Source organism: Streptomyces litmocidini (assembly GCF_014649755.1).
GTDB classification, from domain to species: Bacteria; Actinomycetota; Actinomycetes; order Streptomycetales; family Streptomycetaceae; genus Streptomyces; species Streptomyces litmocidini.
On the sequence record NZ_BMTQ01000005.1, the window covers coordinates 574,620 to 587,760 of the forward strand.

The window sequence follows — 13,141 nt, forward strand, 5'->3', positions numbered from 1 at the left end:
TCTACGGTACGGCCGGCCACTGACAGTCGGGGCTAAGGCCGCCAGGCGTCCTGGTAGTCGGGGTGGTCAGCGAACGGCAGGGCGAGCAGGCGGAGCGTCTGGCACGGGAAGTGGCCGCCCGGCCGACCGTCGATGTGTTCTCGCCCGCACCGGCCACAGATGATGTCGCCGTTAGCTGCGGTCCACGGCTCGTGGCACTCCGTGATCCGCCGTTTGGCGTCGACCTCGGCCAGCACCCGCTCCTGCGTCCAGCCGTGCTCAGTGTCGGCCCAGTTCCGCAGCTTCGCCATGTCGTCGTACCCCTCGACAGGGTGCGGGTAGCGCGTGATCACTGCGTTGCCGCCCGGCCGAACGTGCAGCCACACGTACCCGTCGTCCTGCACAGACGGAGAGGGGAAGACGCCGCGGCGCGCCTTGGCCTCCCGCCCGTCGTCGTCGAGGCGGGCGCGGAGGAACGCGATCAGGTCGTCCACGGGTCCGTCTCCTCTCGCAACGGCCGGCGGCGGGGGCCGCGGAAGACGGCCAGGGTCGTCTCCTCGTCGGCGCGGAACTGGTGACCACACGGGTCGAAGGAGAGCTCAATCTCAGGAACGTCTCGGTGAGACTGCGTGATCTGCGTCGGCGTCCTCCCGCATCGGGGGCAGCTTGGGAGCGTCCGCCCATGCCGCACCGGATCGCTGAGGCCCTTGAGAACCGAGAGCTGCTGTTCGAACAGGCCGTTGTGGAGGCTGGTGAGTTCCTCGACCGTGAGTGGAATCAGGTCCTTCGACGTGTTGCTCATGCGGGCCATCATCCCTTCTTCGGCGTGCCGGGGGTGGGCTTGTCGGCGTTGCTGGTGGCTTCGCGGATGAGCTGCAGTACCTCGCCTTCCGTCCGGCCGGGGCGGTCGTTCCAGGCGTGGAAGGGCTCGGTGATCCCGCGAGCGGCGAGGACGGACTGGAGGCGGGCGCCGGCGGCCAGCGCGGTGTTCTCGTCGCCGTAGCCGAGCCGGTAGAGGACGGCTTGGGCGCCGAGGATGCAGCGCGTGCCGCTTCGGGATCGGAGTCCGCGAGGGTTCCAGCCGTACTGCTGGATGACGAGCGCGGTGAGTTCGAGGTGCTGCTGGACGGTGACGGCCCGGCCGGCGCCGTGGAGGCGGCGAGCGGGGGTGAGGGCGATGGCCCAGTCGGGGATGATCCGCCACAGCCGCCGAGGGGCGGTGAGGACGGGCGCTGCGGTGTCGGGCGTGGCCTCCGGCGTAGCGAGGGCTTCGGCGACGAGCTGGGCGGTGGTCTTGGTGACGAGCGGGTGCGCGGTGCGGGGGGCCTGGTCGGCGAGGTAGGCCTCGATGTCGGCGATGAGGCTGGCCGCGTCGACGACGTCGAGTGCCGGGGCGGGGGCGGCGATCGTGGACACGGGATGACTACTCCTGGGGTCAGGTCTGGTCGGGGGGCTGGATGTGGATGGCTCCGTAGCGGACGAGAAGCTGCTGGAGGGGAATGAGGGGCGCCTGGCCGTCGGTGTCGGCGGGGGCGACCATGGGGGCTTTGCTGGTGACGCTGCGGTGTTCGGTGACGATCCAGCGGCGGGTGTCGGTGTCGGTCTGGGTGTAGAGGGCGTCGCCGACCTGGAGGTGCTGGACGAGGGCGGTGAAGTCGCGGGGGGTCGCGCGGTAGACGGTCGGGAGGGTGTCCGTGGCCTGCTCCTTGGGGTGCTTTGTCCTGGATTGGCGGGTGCTCACCGGGTGTGTGACGAGCCTGGAGGGTGCGCGGGGCTGTGCAGCCTCAGAAGGCGGTGCGCACCCGGTGCGCAACCTGTGACCTGCGGATACGCAGGGGTGTACACCCTCTACGCACCTGCCATATCGGGATTTACTGGACGCTGTTGCGGGCGTCAGTCAGGTCGCTGAGGCGCCATCCGCGACCGCGCTTGGCGCCGCGCTGTACGTTCGCCACGGGCACCTCCACGCCGAGGGCGTCGAGGCGGGCCTTGACGAGCGTTCCGGCTCGGGTGGCGTAGGCGGTGTCTCCCTCTTCGTCGCCCCTGGCGAACTCGACGTCCACGCCGGCGAGGTAGGCGAACGCCTCCGCTCGGGACAGGTCGCCCTCGCCGGTGGCGGTCGCGGCCTTGATCAGGTGGTCGAGCAGGTCGGGTTCACGCTCGGCCTGGACGGCGGTGCCCTTGCCGGTGGGGCCGCCGGCCGCCATGGAGATGCCGGTCTCCTTGGCCAGCTGGTCCTCGATCGGGTCCGCGCAGTGGCCAGGGGCCCTGCCGATGGCCTGCCGCAGGTCGAGGCCGGCCTTGGCGGCCTTGCGCAGGTCGCCGTTCTCGACGTCGACGAAGAGGCTGCGGGCCTCGATGAAGCCGGTGTCGGGGGTGGTGAGCCAGCCGCGGCCCCGGGTCGCCTTGCTGTTGGGGATCTCGCTGGCGTCGTAGCCGTCACCGGCCGCGCCGTCGCCGAGGATGGCGTTGGAGGCGGCGGCGGACTCGACGCGCATGGCCCACTTGCCAGCGCAGTTGCCGCGAAGCCGAGAGGGGACGACGTCGACCTTCGGCGCCTGGGTGGCGAGGACGAGGACGATGCCGACCGCGGCGCCGACGGCGGCGATCTGGGCAAGGAGTTCGACGATCTCCTCGGCGTGCTGGCCGTTGAGGCCGCCCTTGACGGTGTAGGTGGCGAGCTCGTCGACGATGACGAGCTCGATCCCACCGAGCTCCTCCAGCAGCTCTTCGGTGGCCTTGGAGACACCGAGATCGACGAGGATCTCCGTGCGCCGCTCCAGCTCGACGGCGAGGATCTTGAGGAACTGCAGGAGCCGTTCGGGGTTGCGGCGGACGAAGGTGTCGAGGCTGCCAGCGATGCCGACGTACTCGCCGGTGCCCTTGCCGTCGAAGAGGCGAACACGGATGCGGGGGTCGAGCATGGCGCCGACGAGGATGTTGGCGACGGCCATGCCCTTGCCGGAGCGGGTGGTGCCGCCGACGAGCAGCGAGTAGTCGGAGATGGTGGCCAGGATGATCGAGCCACGCTTGTCGAAGCCGAGGGGCAGGCCGTCGCGCCAGGCGTTGACCTTGCCGTCGGTGCCGATGAGTGGGTTGGGGATGGCCCGGCCGAACGGGTCGGTCATGGACACCCACAGGCTGAGGTGGTCCTCCCGGCCTTCGTCGCGGATGTCCATCTGGTGGCGGGGGATGCCGAGGGCGGAGGCGAGGGGCTTGGTCTTCTTGCGGACGTCGTCGACGGTGACGCTGCCGGTGACTTCGATGTGGACGAGCCAGGCCTTGCCGTCCTGGATGACGGGGCTGCGGAAGACGACGGCCTGGTCGGCCTTGATGATGCCGGCTTCACGGAAGGCCCGGTCGATCATGTCGTCGGTCATGCGGTCGCCGTCGCCGATCTTGGCGGTGCGGTCGGTGTAGACCTGCCCGTTGTCGGTGCGGCGGCCCATGAGGGCGAAGGCGACGAGAGCGGAGCCGGTGGCGAGGATCCCGCCGGGCGACCCGATCAGGTACAGGCCGGTGGCTTCGGCTGCCGCTATCGGGGCGAGGGCGACGGCTCCGCGCAGGGCCCGCTTGGTGCGGGCTTCGGCGCGGGCCTTCTTGTAGCCGGCCATCGCCGACACGGACGCGGTCGAGGCCTTGTCCATGTCGCCGCGGCGCTTGTCCTTCTCCTTGCCGGGGATGAGGCGCTTGTCGTGGGCCCACTTGGCCGTCTTGTAGGCCTGGTGGGCGCGGGCGGCTTCGTGCTTGGCGACCGCGACGTGGACGCCTTCGACGCCCTGGACCCAGGTGAAGGTGCGGCGCAGGCCGCGGCCGATCTGGGAGGCGTGGCCGTGCTCGGTGGTCTGCCGACGGACCCAGCGGCGGAACGCGCGGGTGGAGTTCAGGCGGGCGGCGCCGCTGCGGTTCTTCCAGCCGCTGCTGCTGCGCGTCCAGTCGGGAACGAGCGGCAGGTCCGCCATCGGGTCCGGGGCGGGCTCCTTGTAGGTGGCCCCGTAGTTGGCGATCAGGCGGTCCCACTCGGGGTCGGGGGTGGCGCCGGGAAGGGTCTCGATGGTCACGGCTGCTCCTCAGTTCCTCAGTGGCTTCCGTTGACGACGGCGAACTTGCGCCCGGTGTCGGCGGCGACGGCCTTGGCGATGGGGTGGAACGGCAGGGCGTCACCCTTGGTCCGGCGGTGCGGCGGGGGCTGCCTGCGGGCGCCCTTCGCGGGGGTCTTTTCGGGGTTGTTCTCGGTCCCCTTCTTCGACAGGGGGAGATCGGTAACGACCTGCGGCTTCTTGACCTTGCTGAGGGCCATCGAGGGCGGCGTCGGCAGCACGTAGACGGGCGTCGACGAGACGGCCTCGGCGGGGCGCCGCAAGAGAGCGAGGATGCGCTGCCGGATCGTCTTGGAGTCGAGCTGCACCGGCACCTGGGCGGCGGCGAGAGAGGCCGCGGACTGAACCGCGTAGGCGTGGAGCTTGGGTGTCATCCACGAGTCGCTGCTGCCGTGGACGATGCTCCATGCCTGCGTCCACGCGTCTTCCGCTTTGAGGCTTCCGAAGGGGGCGGCGGACATCAGTCGGTCGGCGACGTCGGCGACGGTCTTGTGGTGCCGGCGGCGCTTCCGGTCGTGCTTGGCCCGCTCCTTCTCATCGGCTCGCTTCCGCGGATCGCTCGCGGCGGCGGTGAGAGTGAGGACCCACTGGCGGACTTCGAAGAACAGCGGCCCGAGCATGGTGACGGCGGCGAGTCCGATGGCCGCGGCCTGGGCGCTGGAGGCGCTGACGCCGTGCTCGGTGAGGCTGAGTCCGTAGCTGTAGTTGACGTTGGCGGCGAACGCGGCGGCCGACAGGGACAGGGCCCGCAGCAGCCAGCGCACCCAGGCGGGCAGCTTCCGCTCGTCGGCGTAGGCGACACCGGCGGCCATGACCCAGGCGGCGCCTTCCACGGCCGGGCCGATGGGCAGCAGCATCCAGTGGATGGCGGCGAAGTGCAGGATCTGGGCGGGCAGGGACGCGAGGGCCGACATGCTGACGAGGCCGAGGGTGCCCTTGCGGTACACGTTGCCGGGGGTGAGGGTCTTCTCCCGCTTGGCGGCGCGGGCGGCGCGGCGCTGCGCTCGGTCTCGTCGGGCCTGGGTCTTCTCCTGCCGCTGCTCTTCGCGGTCCTTACGGCGCTCGTCGCGGCGCAGCTTCGCGTCGAACGCCCGGTCCTCTCGGCGTTCCCTGGCGTCCGCGGCCCGGTCGGTGCGGCGCTCCTCGTGCCAGCTGCTCATGGATACTGCGTCCTTTCGGGGGCTCGGAAGGTCAGGCGGTGGCGGGCTTGGGCTGGGGCCGGTACTTGAGCCAGGCGATGACGCCGGCGAGGAGGTAGACGGGGCCGGGGATGACAGCGAGGACCGCGGCGAGCCCGGAGGCGGCGAGAGTGACGGGGGCGATCGCAGCAGGCCACATGCCGACGGCGATCAGGAAGGCGACGAATGCGGCGAGCGCGAGGACGGCGGGGCGGCGCAGCATGAGAGTTCTCCTTGGTGGCGGTCCCTGGTTCGGCGGGACCGTGGACGGATTCGGTTACCGAGTGGCGGCGGTGGTGAGGGCGTCAAGCGCAGGCCACAGGCGGTCGTCGCGGCCCCAGACGGGGTCGTAGATGTTGATGACGGCGCCGTGCTGTCGCAGCTCGCGGAGGGCCCGGTGGCCGATCCCCCGCCAGTTGGAGTGGATGTAGTCGCGGCGCCACCGCCAACCGCCGACCGTGGTGTACGGGCGGCCGTTGCCTTCGGTGAGCACGTGCTGCTTCTCCGGCCAGCCGCGGATCACGGTGAGCCCCTGACCATGGAGGCCGAGGAGCCGGCCGAGGAGCGGGTTGTGGTCGTGGACGACGCCCTCGACCCAGGCCCGCTGCCGGTAGCCGCCGCCGGTCTCCCCGGGCTGGGAGCCGGTGGTGACGAACCCGGCACGGTTCAGGGCGACCATCGTCGGCACCAGGTGGCGAGCACCGTCCGTCTCCTCGTCGCCGAACTCGTCGGCCAGGTAGCCGGGCCAGGACGGGACCCGCCCCTCCAGCCAGTCGGCCATGTTCTGACCGAGGTCGCCGATCGTGCAGGCGCCGTGCCACACGGTGCCCATCAGGAATCCTCCGTCTGCGGGATGTAGTCGGGGTCGATCGAGGCGGACTCGGCGCACTTCACGCAGTCCGGGGGGCAGTCGGGCTCCGGGTCGGCGGGCTGGCTGGACTTGAAGCGGTCGAACAGGCCCATGACGGGGCTCCTTTCGGGTCAGTCCTGGTGGGTGGGGGCGGCCTCGGGCTGGGTGTCGGGGAGCATCGCCACGATCCGGAAGGCGGCCCAGGTGATGACGGCACCGGTCATGAGTCCGGCCTGGATCTCGGTGATGTCAGCGGCCTGGGCGAGGACCGGGGCCAGGTACAGGCCGATCAGGGACAGGCCGAGGACGGCGAAGACGGAGATGGCGAGGCGCACAGCGGGCTCCTACTGGTGATCGCGGATGTCACGGGCGATGACGATGGCGGCGTCGAGGACCGCGTCGAACTGCATGTCGGTCTCCGGGGTGCCACCGGCCTGCTGCTCGGCGACGAGAACGGCGAGGCCCTCAGCCGCGAGGGCGAGCGCCTGGTCGGGGGTGACCATGGCTGGGGCTCCTTCGGGTCAGGTCAGAACCAGCGGCGCTTCGCCGGCGGCGGGGCAGCGATCTGCTTCTGCCGGTCGGCGGCCTGCTGGTGTCGGTCGCGGCGGTTCAGGGCGGCGTCACGCCTCTTGACGGCCTCGGCCGCGGTGTCGGGGTCGTGGTAGTCGGTGCCGGGCCGCCCGTAGACGTCGGCAGTCATCTGGTACTTCTGGGCTTCCTGGTCTGCGGCGTAGGCCTGCTTGCGGGAGATGTCGGCCTGACGGGCGGCTGCGGCCCGGGTGTAGCTCTGCTCGGGGGTCTCGGCCTGTCGGCGGCTGAAGCGCACGAGGATGTTCCTTTCAGGCCGCGGCGGGCTGGGTGAGGTCGGCGAGCTCGTCGAGGAGCCGCGGCCCGTCGGGGGTGGACTCGTCGATCCGGGCGGCCAGGTACTCGGCGGACAGCTGGTCGAGGACGTTGCCGGTCCGGACGGCCGTCAGGTAGTCGGCGACGATGCCGGCGCGGATACCGGCCTCGATCTCGGCGAGCTGCTGCTCGGACGGGCCGTCGGACGGGATCAGGGCGAGAGCGGGCATGGCGAATCTCCTCGTGGCAGAGGTGCGGGAAAGGGGTGGTGGAGCGCCGGGGCCGGCGGGCGGGGGATGGACTGCTGGCCCCGGCAGTAGAGGGGGTGCTAGCGCTGCGCCTGGACCTCGAGGCGGGCCTTCTCGGCGGCCTCGGCGTCGGCGGCGGCCTGCATGGCGGCCTCGATGCGCTGCTGGGCGAGAGCGTCAGCGGCCTGCTGCTCGGCGATGTCCGACACGGCGATCACCGGGCCTGGGTGGCTTCGATGGCGGCGACCAGACGACGGAGCCGCATGTGGAGCGAGGTCGAGGCCCGAAGCATCTCAGCCGGGTTGTGGATGTTCGCGCCAGCGGTCTCGGCGAGGACCTCGCGGGCCCGCTCGACCACCCGGTCGAGCGGCAGCGGCGGTCCGGGGACGTCCATCGACGGGTCGTACAGGGGGCGGGTGAACTCGTCCATCAGGCGGCCCTCCCCTGCCGGCCGCGGGGGCTGACGTAGGAAGCGGCGGCGTGCGCGGCCTTGTCGGCCTCGGACATCTCGACGACGAACGGGCCGCGGCCGATCTTCTTGCCGACGACGATCCGGCGACGCTGCGGGGCGACGGTGGCGGCCTCGACCGCGGGGGCGGTCACTTCGCACCGTCGTTCTCGTGAATCGCGCTGATGAGGCGGCCGACGAGCGAGCGGACCATGACGTCGCGCTCGGCGGCGGACCGGCCCTTCGGCAGGTGCAGGCTGATCCCGCCATCACGACGCTGGACCGCCGCGCCGTAGAAGCCGGCGTCCGTGATCGACGAGTCGACGATCTGGGCGTTCGACGACGCCAGCAGCTCCGGCAGCGGGGCCGAGAGGAGGCGGTCGACGGTGAGGGGGGCGGCGGGGCTGTTCCCGCAGGTACGAGTAGGTACAGTGGTGCTCATAGGTTGGACTCCTTGGTCAAGAAGGGTCTGAACCTCGCCCCGTTCGGTGTTCCAGCACCGGCGGGGCTTTTTCATGCCCTGGCCTTGCGGCCCGGTGAGACCTATAGTTGCAACATGACGCTTCAATTGCAAGCGGTCGCACGAAACGGCCGCAGACGAGTCGCACTGGGTTGCAACCTGGTGTGGGAAACTGCCGAGATGACGGACGAGGAGCGAGCGGCGCAGGAAGCCGCCATGCGGGAGCTGGAAGCGCTCGACGCCAAGTTCCTGGCGACCGAGAAGGCCCACCAAGAAGCCAGGGACGCCCTGCACCAGGCGATCATCAGCAATCTGATGAGCCGAACTCTCACCCCTACGCAGGTATCCACGAGCACTCACTACGACCGAGTGCACGTGGGCCGCATCGCCCGTGCCGGCGGGGTTCCCCCACTGCGCAAGCGCACTGTGCGCCCTCTGCAGGACGAGAGCTGAGTCGATCGCCATGCCGCTACGGAACTGCGTACAGATCCTGTGACGGCAGGCTGATCGCCGCTCACTCACACCTCACTCACATTCACAGGGGGACGCGATGGCGGACCGCGCGTTAGCGACGGACGAGTTCATTGCCGAACTGAAGCGCTGGCGGGATGTCCGCGGCCTGTCGCAGAAGGCGCTCGCGCAGCTGGTCGGGTACGCGCCGTCGTACATCTCGAAGGTGGAGAACGGCATGCTTTCGCCGTCGCGCGAGTTCGCCGCGCTCGCCGATCAGCACCTTCAGGCCGGCGGTGCAATCCGGCGAGCTTTCCAGGCGCTCGGCGCGAAGCCGAAGGCCGAGGTTCCCCGCCTGGCCCCGGCGCCCGACCCACTGTCGAGCCTGATCGTCGAGCACGAGGACACGTCGCTGCACTACGACGGTCGCGTCTACCGGGCCACGCAGCGACGCCGGCTGTTCAACGGCGGCTCCGAGCCGATCACCAGCTACCTGATCCGCATCAGCGTTGACCGCTACCCGGGCGACCCGGAGCGGTCGAACCAGCACTACCGCGAGAACCCGCTGACCTGGGAGGAGATCCAGCTCAGCGCGAGCGTCGACGGCGAGCCGATCGGCTGGCGGGTGCAGCACGACCGGGACGCGTTCAAGGAGCTCTGGCTGCTGTTCGAGAACGAGGACGGCCGCTACCCGCTGTACCCGGGCGAGTCGGCGTGGCTGGAGTACAGCTACACCGTGTCCGACGCGAAGTGGGGCACCTGGTTCCAGCGCGCGGTTCGCCTGCCGACAAAGCGCCTGAGCGTCTCGCTGGACTTCCCGGCTGAGCTGGAGCCGGCCGTGTGGGGCACCGAGACGACGATGACCGCAACGGGCAACCCCTTCCGGAATCCGGTCCGTTCGGCCACGGAGGCTGGCCGACGCGTGTTCTCCTGGAGTACCGACGAACCACCACTACACGCCCGTTTCCGCCTTGAATGGAAGTTCCGGGCCAAAGCGATCAAGGAGACTCACCTGAGCACTGCTGACACGGCCAGCGGCCGCATGCGGGAGATCGGCATCGTCCAGGAGGGCGACCCGATCCTGACGACCCCTGCCCGCCTGTTCTCCCTGCCGGACGAGGCCGAGGACGCCCGCCGAGTGGTCGCCGAACTGAACTCGGCCGCCGACCGTGCGGCAGGCGTCCACAACTTCGGCAAGGGCATGGGGATCGCTGCTCCCCAGATCGGCATCAACCGTGCTGCCGCGATCATCCGCACCCCGGAGAGCGAGGCGATCACGCTGTTCAATCCTCGGATCGTCGAGGAGGCCGGCGGTTTTGACGAACAGTACGAGGGCTGCCTGTCGTTCTTCGATGTCCGCGGCATGGTGCCGCGTCCGATGTCGATCAGCGTCGAGCACACGGACATCGACGGCACGCAACGCATCACGATCTTCGAGCGTGGCCATGCCCGGCTCGTCGCCCATGAGGTCGACCACCTGCACGGCCAGCTCTACCGGTCGAAGATGCGGCCGGGTGTTGAGCCGATTCCTGTATCGGAGTACCGAGGGACCGGCAGTCAGTGGACCTACCAGCCGGAGGGGCGATGACTGGCAAGACCTGCGAGCAATGCACCATCCAGATCCCGGCCCATCAGCGTCTTCGCCGGAAGATGTGCAACCGCTGCTACTGCGCTTGGGTGGCGAACCCGAGCAACGCGTCCAAGGTGAGGCGGCTAAATCGCCCGATCCTCGAGCGAGTCAACGAGAGAACTGCGGCACAGTCCAACGGATGCATCCACTGGACCGGAAGCTTGAACGAGCACGGCTATGGGCGCATATCGATCAAGAAGGAAATGCACCTCGCCCATCGCGTGGTCTACCAGGAAGTGGTCGGACCGCTCCCCGATGGAGTCATGCTCGACCACACATGCCACAACCTTGATGAGTCATGCGGCGGGGGGTCCGGATGCCTCCACCGCCGCTGCGTGAATCCCGCGCACCTTGAGCCGGTGACCAACGTCGAAAACCAGGAACGGTCGAAGAACACACACGCCGGCCGTCGGATCCTCATGGACACCTGCATCCGGGGACACCGATACACCCCCGAGACCACGTATATAGACGCGAATGGGCACAGGTCGTGCCGGACTTGCGCTCGCCTCCTGCATGAGGCTGCATTGCGGGATAAGCCGCCCGCGGTCATCCGCAAGTTCTGCAAGAACGGGCACGCCATGACGGCAGAGAACACTCGAATCAGGGGAAGGTACGTCTGCTGCAAGCTCTGCGAGGCTGCGCGGGCTCGCCGAATGCGAGCTAGGCAGAAGGAGCAAGCCTGACCCCGAACGCACTGAAGCCCGCCACCTCACGGTGGCGGGCTTCGTCGTGGGTTTGCGGGCGTCTACAGGCCGTCGGTGTTGAGCAGGTGCTGGTACGCGTACAGGAATCGGTGTGTCTGCTCGGGGGTGGCGGGGGCCTCGGGCTCGGAGAAGCGGCTGTCCGCCCATGAGGTCTTGCCGCTGGTGCTGATGTACAGCTGTCCGCTGGCGATCCGGTACGTCGTGTCCATCGTGAGGTTCTTCTGCCTTGTAGGGATGGTCTTCTTGAAGCCTTCGTTCTGGTCGAGCAGCTGCTGGCGTACTGCGGCTGTCAAGCGCATGGTGCCCCCACGGTTCGTAACTGTGCGGGGATCATGCCACGCCCCGGCCAGTCGGCAGGGGCGTATCCGGCCATGGGTGAGCGCCCGCCTCTCGGGGGGATGAAGACGGGCGCTCGATCATGGTTCTGGGGTTGGGGCCGGTCTGGATGCGGACCGGCTGGATCAGGCAGTGACAGCGGGGCGTGCGGCTTCGACGGCCGCGTCGATGAGCTGTTCGTACCGCTCTTCGCTGAGGAGTCCTTCGAGGGCGTTGTTGAGTGCCCAGCCGACGTCGAGGGTGTCGGGGAGGTCGCGGATGGCGCCGGGTCGGAGGATCTGGCTGAGGTGATCTCGCCGGTAGCAGAGGGTCGTCCGATTGTGCCGTTCGCGGTGGCGCGTGATGGCCTGCTGGGCGCACTCGACGAAGTAGACGTAGTCGTTGCCCATGAGTCGCTGCATGGTTTCGAGGGTGGCGTGTGCGGCCTGGGTTCCGATGGGCCAGTCGGCGGCCCGACCGAAGCGTTCTTCGAGGGCGTGCTGGAGTGCGTGCTGCTGCTGGAGGGCGTGTGTGTAGTCGTTCACGGGTTTGGGATAGCGCCGACTGGGACGACACCGGGGGAGAACGAAGCGCCCGCCACCCGATGGGGTGGCGGGCTTCGTCGCGCCTGCTGATGGGTCTGCGGCCTGGTTCTGGCCGCCTCTGTGAACGCAGTGTCCACGCCTGCACCAATGTCACCCTTTGTGACCTGGTGAAACTCACTGAGACTCATCGAGACGTGTGGACACGTGTCGAGTTCTGAACTACTTTAGAAGTCATGACCGCCATGCCAGCAGAAGTGAACTTCTCGGAGCTCGTGAAGAGCCCCGTAGCTACCGTCGCGCGGCTGCAGGACAGCCCCCGCAAGGGTCTGCTGCTGCACCGCCGTGGCGACGAAGAGGACCTCTACCTGACCACGGCCGCTCGGGCCGAGCAGGTCACTGAGGTCGTCGACTCGACCACCCGACTGTTTGTCGCACTCATGAAGAGCAACCCTCAGGCAGTCACCATGCTCACCGAGGTCTTCCCGGAGGCGTTCCCGTGGGTCCGCTTCCTGCCTAAGAAGGCCGTCCAGGAGTTCCTTGTCGAGTTCATGGAGACCGCACGCGCGGCCTCCGACCTCGGTACCGTTGGGCCGATCGTGCCGCTCATCGCGGCATGGAAGTCGACCGCCGAGGTGTACGCGGACCAGGAGCTCTACAGCAAGCTGACCAGTCCGGAGGCGGGCGACTTCGGGGAAGTCGAGCCTCCGGAGGTACCTGCAGATTGAGCAATAAGAGGGGGGACTTCGTCGTCCCGCCGCCCAAGCCGGGCGAATACAAGATCCGATTCGGGGTCAAGGGTGTTGGGACCGGGTGGCAGGAGCTTTGCGCCGAAGCCCCCAGCAACACTGCCGATGCTTGGTTCACGATGCGGACCGGGCCGGCGCCTGCAGTGCAGACCGCTCGCCATCATCAGTTGAAGTACGACCTGGCAACGGTCGTCTTCGACGGCAAGCGCCGCGACCAGTGGCAGATCGAGGTCACGAGCGGCGGGCGCGTCTGGTACGTGGTCGACGAGGAACGCAAGATCGTGTGGCTCCTCCATGCGGCCAGCAGGCACCCGAAGAAGACCGAGTAACGGCGAACGAGCCCTCCACCCGATCGGGTGGAGGGCTTCGTCGTGTCCTGCCGTCGACCGTCGCCGTTGCTCTTGCCGTGAACACTCCTGAGCCTGTGACCGGCGACTACCCGTCCGCTCCCCGCCTGCCCCTGCTGACTGCCGCGGAGGCCCGTGACGCGGTCCGGCACCTGTTCCTGCTCGAGCAGCTGGATCTGTCCCCGCGGGGTGCGGCGGCCGGACAGCTCGCGTCGGAGCTGGCCCGGCGGCTGCCTGCCGACTAGGACTTGTCCGGCCGATCATGTGCGGAGCCAGATGACGAGGGCTGCGGCAG

General features: G+C 69.1%; 25 protein-coding genes. 6 read left to right on the top strand and 19 right to left on the bottom strand.

Annotated features, from left to right (window positions below):
* Positions 1-32: 32 nt before the first annotated feature.
* The 17 genes from IE180_RS14870 to IE180_RS14945 form a co-directional block, all read right to left on the bottom strand.
* Positions 33-473 carry a DUF6221 family protein gene (locus IE180_RS14870; RefSeq protein ID WP_190157336.1) on the bottom strand — a complete coding sequence of 147 codons (441 nt, stop codon included), beginning with the start codon at positions 471-473 and terminating at the stop codon, positions 33-35.
* Positions 461-781 carry a hypothetical protein gene (locus tag IE180_RS14875; protein ID WP_190157337.1) on the bottom strand — a complete coding sequence of 107 codons (321 nt, stop codon included), beginning with the start codon at positions 779-781 and terminating at the stop codon, positions 461-463. Before IE180_RS14875 ends, IE180_RS14870 begins: the two co-directional genes overlap by 13 nt.
* A gap of 8 nt (positions 782-789) precedes the next feature.
* Complete coding sequence (locus IE180_RS14880) at positions 790-1,395, bottom strand: DUF6197 family protein (protein ID WP_190157338.1); 606 nt, start codon at positions 1,393-1,395, stop codon at positions 790-792.
* A gap of 19 nt (positions 1,396-1,414) precedes the next feature.
* Positions 1,415-1,720, bottom strand: coding sequence for a hypothetical protein (locus IE180_RS14885; RefSeq protein ID WP_190157339.1), 306 nt, complete (start codon positions 1,718-1,720; stop codon positions 1,415-1,417).
* A gap of 130 nt (positions 1,721-1,850) precedes the next feature.
* Positions 1,851-4,040, bottom strand: a complete 2,190-nt coding sequence (locus tag IE180_RS14890; RefSeq protein ID WP_190157340.1) for an FtsK/SpoIIIE domain-containing protein — start codon at positions 4,038-4,040, stop codon at positions 1,851-1,853.
* Positions 4,041-4,057: 17 nt separating this feature from the next.
* Positions 4,058-5,239 (bottom strand): hypothetical protein, encoded by a 1,182-nt coding sequence (locus tag IE180_RS14895; RefSeq protein WP_190157341.1) that lies wholly within the window; start codon positions 5,237-5,239, stop codon positions 4,058-4,060.
* Between the two features lie 31 nt (positions 5,240-5,270).
* A complete protein-coding gene (locus IE180_RS14900; protein WP_190157342.1) occupies positions 5,271-5,480 on the bottom strand; it encodes a hypothetical protein in 210 nt (69 codons plus the stop codon).
* Positions 5,481-5,534: 54 nt separating this feature from the next.
* Positions 5,535-6,089: a DUF6919 domain-containing protein gene (locus IE180_RS14905; RefSeq protein WP_190157343.1), complete on the bottom strand. Its 555-nt coding sequence runs from the start codon at positions 6,087-6,089 to the stop codon at positions 5,535-5,537.
* Positions 6,089-6,220 carry a hypothetical protein gene (locus IE180_RS37195; RefSeq protein ID WP_268255453.1) on the bottom strand — a complete coding sequence of 44 codons (132 nt, stop codon included), beginning with the start codon at positions 6,218-6,220 and terminating at the stop codon, positions 6,089-6,091. The genes IE180_RS14905 and IE180_RS37195 overlap by 1 nt, the downstream gene beginning before the upstream one ends.
* An 18-nt stretch (positions 6,221-6,238) precedes the next feature.
* The gene (locus tag IE180_RS14910; protein ID WP_190157344.1) at positions 6,239-6,442 is read right to left on the bottom strand and encodes a hypothetical protein; all 204 of its coding nucleotides are present in this window, start codon (positions 6,440-6,442) and stop codon (positions 6,239-6,241) included.
* A 9-nt stretch (positions 6,443-6,451) separates the two neighbouring features.
* Positions 6,452-6,610 carry a hypothetical protein gene (locus IE180_RS14915; RefSeq protein ID WP_190157345.1) on the bottom strand — a complete coding sequence of 53 codons (159 nt, stop codon included), beginning with the start codon at positions 6,608-6,610 and terminating at the stop codon, positions 6,452-6,454.
* A gap of 23 nt (positions 6,611-6,633) precedes the next feature.
* The gene (locus IE180_RS14920) at positions 6,634-6,933 is read right to left on the bottom strand and encodes a hypothetical protein (protein WP_190157346.1); all 300 of its coding nucleotides are present in this window, start codon (positions 6,931-6,933) and stop codon (positions 6,634-6,636) included.
* Between the two features lie 13 nt (positions 6,934-6,946).
* Positions 6,947-7,180, bottom strand: a complete 234-nt coding sequence (locus IE180_RS14925; protein WP_190157347.1) for a hypothetical protein — start codon at positions 7,178-7,180, stop codon at positions 6,947-6,949.
* A gap of 98 nt (positions 7,181-7,278) precedes the next feature.
* Positions 7,279-7,416, bottom strand: a complete 138-nt coding sequence (locus IE180_RS14930; protein WP_190157348.1) for a hypothetical protein — start codon at positions 7,414-7,416, stop codon at positions 7,279-7,281.
* Positions 7,413-7,628 (bottom strand): hypothetical protein, encoded by a 216-nt coding sequence (locus tag IE180_RS14935; protein WP_190157349.1) that lies wholly within the window; start codon positions 7,626-7,628, stop codon positions 7,413-7,415. The genes IE180_RS14930 and IE180_RS14935 overlap by 4 nt, the downstream gene beginning before the upstream one ends.
* Positions 7,628-7,801, bottom strand: a complete 174-nt coding sequence (locus IE180_RS14940) for a hypothetical protein (protein ID WP_190157350.1) — start codon at positions 7,799-7,801, stop codon at positions 7,628-7,630. Before IE180_RS14940 ends, IE180_RS14935 begins: the two co-directional genes overlap by 1 nt.
* Complete coding sequence (locus IE180_RS14945) at positions 7,798-8,088, bottom strand: hypothetical protein (protein ID WP_190157351.1); 291 nt, start codon at positions 8,086-8,088, stop codon at positions 7,798-7,800. Before IE180_RS14945 ends, IE180_RS14940 begins: the two co-directional genes overlap by 4 nt.
* Positions 8,089-8,100: 12 nt before the next feature.
* Between IE180_RS14945 and IE180_RS14950 the strand changes: the two genes are divergently transcribed.
* The 3 genes from IE180_RS14950 (at position 8,101) to IE180_RS37720 (ending at position 10,872) form a co-directional block, all read left to right on the top strand.
* Positions 8,101-8,559: a hypothetical protein gene (locus IE180_RS14950; RefSeq protein ID WP_190157352.1), complete on the top strand. Its 459-nt coding sequence runs from the start codon at positions 8,101-8,103 to the stop codon at positions 8,557-8,559.
* 97 nt (positions 8,560-8,656) lie between these two features.
* Positions 8,657-10,144: a peptide deformylase gene (locus IE180_RS14955; RefSeq protein WP_190157353.1), complete on the top strand. Its 1,488-nt coding sequence runs from the start codon at positions 8,657-8,659 to the stop codon at positions 10,142-10,144.
* Between the two features lie 245 nt (positions 10,145-10,389).
* Positions 10,390-10,872 (top strand): HNH endonuclease, encoded by a 483-nt coding sequence (locus IE180_RS37720; protein WP_506005090.1) that lies wholly within the window; start codon positions 10,390-10,392, stop codon positions 10,870-10,872.
* Positions 10,873-10,934: 62 nt separating this feature from the next.
* Here IE180_RS37720 and IE180_RS14960 read toward each other — a convergent pair whose 3' ends face one another.
* Positions 10,935-11,186: a hypothetical protein gene (locus IE180_RS14960; RefSeq protein ID WP_190157354.1), complete on the bottom strand. Its 252-nt coding sequence runs from the start codon at positions 11,184-11,186 to the stop codon at positions 10,935-10,937.
* 168 nt (positions 11,187-11,354) lie between these two features.
* On the bottom strand, positions 11,355-11,753 hold the full coding sequence (locus tag IE180_RS14965; protein WP_190157355.1) for a hypothetical protein: 399 nt from the start codon (positions 11,751-11,753) through the stop codon (positions 11,355-11,357).
* A 233-nt stretch (positions 11,754-11,986) separates the two neighbouring features.
* Between IE180_RS14965 and IE180_RS14970 the strand changes: the two genes are divergently transcribed.
* The 3 genes from IE180_RS14970 (at position 11,987) to IE180_RS14980 (ending at position 13,091) form a co-directional block, all read left to right on the top strand.
* The gene (locus IE180_RS14970; protein WP_190157356.1) at positions 11,987-12,478 is read left to right on the top strand and encodes a hypothetical protein; all 492 of its coding nucleotides are present in this window, start codon (positions 11,987-11,989) and stop codon (positions 12,476-12,478) included.
* A gap of 188 nt (positions 12,479-12,666) precedes the next feature.
* A complete protein-coding gene (locus IE180_RS36420) occupies positions 12,667-12,828 on the top strand; it encodes a hypothetical protein (protein WP_229860484.1) in 162 nt (53 codons plus the stop codon).
* A gap of 77 nt (positions 12,829-12,905) precedes the next feature.
* Complete coding sequence (locus IE180_RS14980) at positions 12,906-13,091, top strand: hypothetical protein (RefSeq protein ID WP_190157358.1); 186 nt, start codon at positions 12,906-12,908, stop codon at positions 13,089-13,091.
* Positions 13,092-13,141 lie beyond the last annotated feature (50 nt).

Coding starts and splice junctions, on each gene's coding strand:
- IE180_RS37195 (WP_268255453.1), bottom strand. CDS start 6,220: ATGGGCCTGTTCGACCGCTTCAAGTCCAGCCAGCCCGCCGACCCGGAG.
- IE180_RS14905 (WP_190157343.1), bottom strand. CDS start 6,089: ATGGGCACCGTGTGGCACGGCGCCTGCACGATCGGCGACCTCGGTCAG.
- IE180_RS14875 (WP_190157337.1), bottom strand. CDS start 781: ATGAGCAACACGTCGAAGGACCTGATTCCACTCACGGTCGAGGAACTC.
- IE180_RS14895 (WP_190157341.1), bottom strand. CDS start 5,239: ATGAGCAGCTGGCACGAGGAGCGCCGCACCGACCGGGCCGCGGACGCC.
- IE180_RS14900 (WP_190157342.1), bottom strand. CDS start 5,480: ATGCTGCGCCGCCCCGCCGTCCTCGCGCTCGCCGCATTCGTCGCCTTC.
- IE180_RS14945 (WP_190157351.1), bottom strand. CDS start 8,088: ATGAGCACCACTGTACCTACTCGTACCTGCGGGAACAGCCCCGCCGCC.
- IE180_RS14955 (WP_190157353.1), top strand. CDS start 8,657: ATGGCGGACCGCGCGTTAGCGACGGACGAGTTCATTGCCGAACTGAAG.
- IE180_RS37720 (WP_506005090.1), top strand. CDS start 10,390: ATGCACCTCGCCCATCGCGTGGTCTACCAGGAAGTGGTCGGACCGCTC.
- IE180_RS14970 (WP_190157356.1), top strand. CDS start 11,987: ATGACCGCCATGCCAGCAGAAGTGAACTTCTCGGAGCTCGTGAAGAGC.
- IE180_RS14935 (WP_190157349.1), bottom strand. CDS start 7,628: ATGGACGAGTTCACCCGCCCCCTGTACGACCCGTCGATGGACGTCCCC.
- IE180_RS14915 (WP_190157345.1), bottom strand. CDS start 6,610: ATGGTCACCCCCGACCAGGCGCTCGCCCTCGCGGCTGAGGGCCTCGCC.
- IE180_RS14925 (WP_190157347.1), bottom strand. CDS start 7,180: ATGCCCGCTCTCGCCCTGATCCCGTCCGACGGCCCGTCCGAGCAGCAG.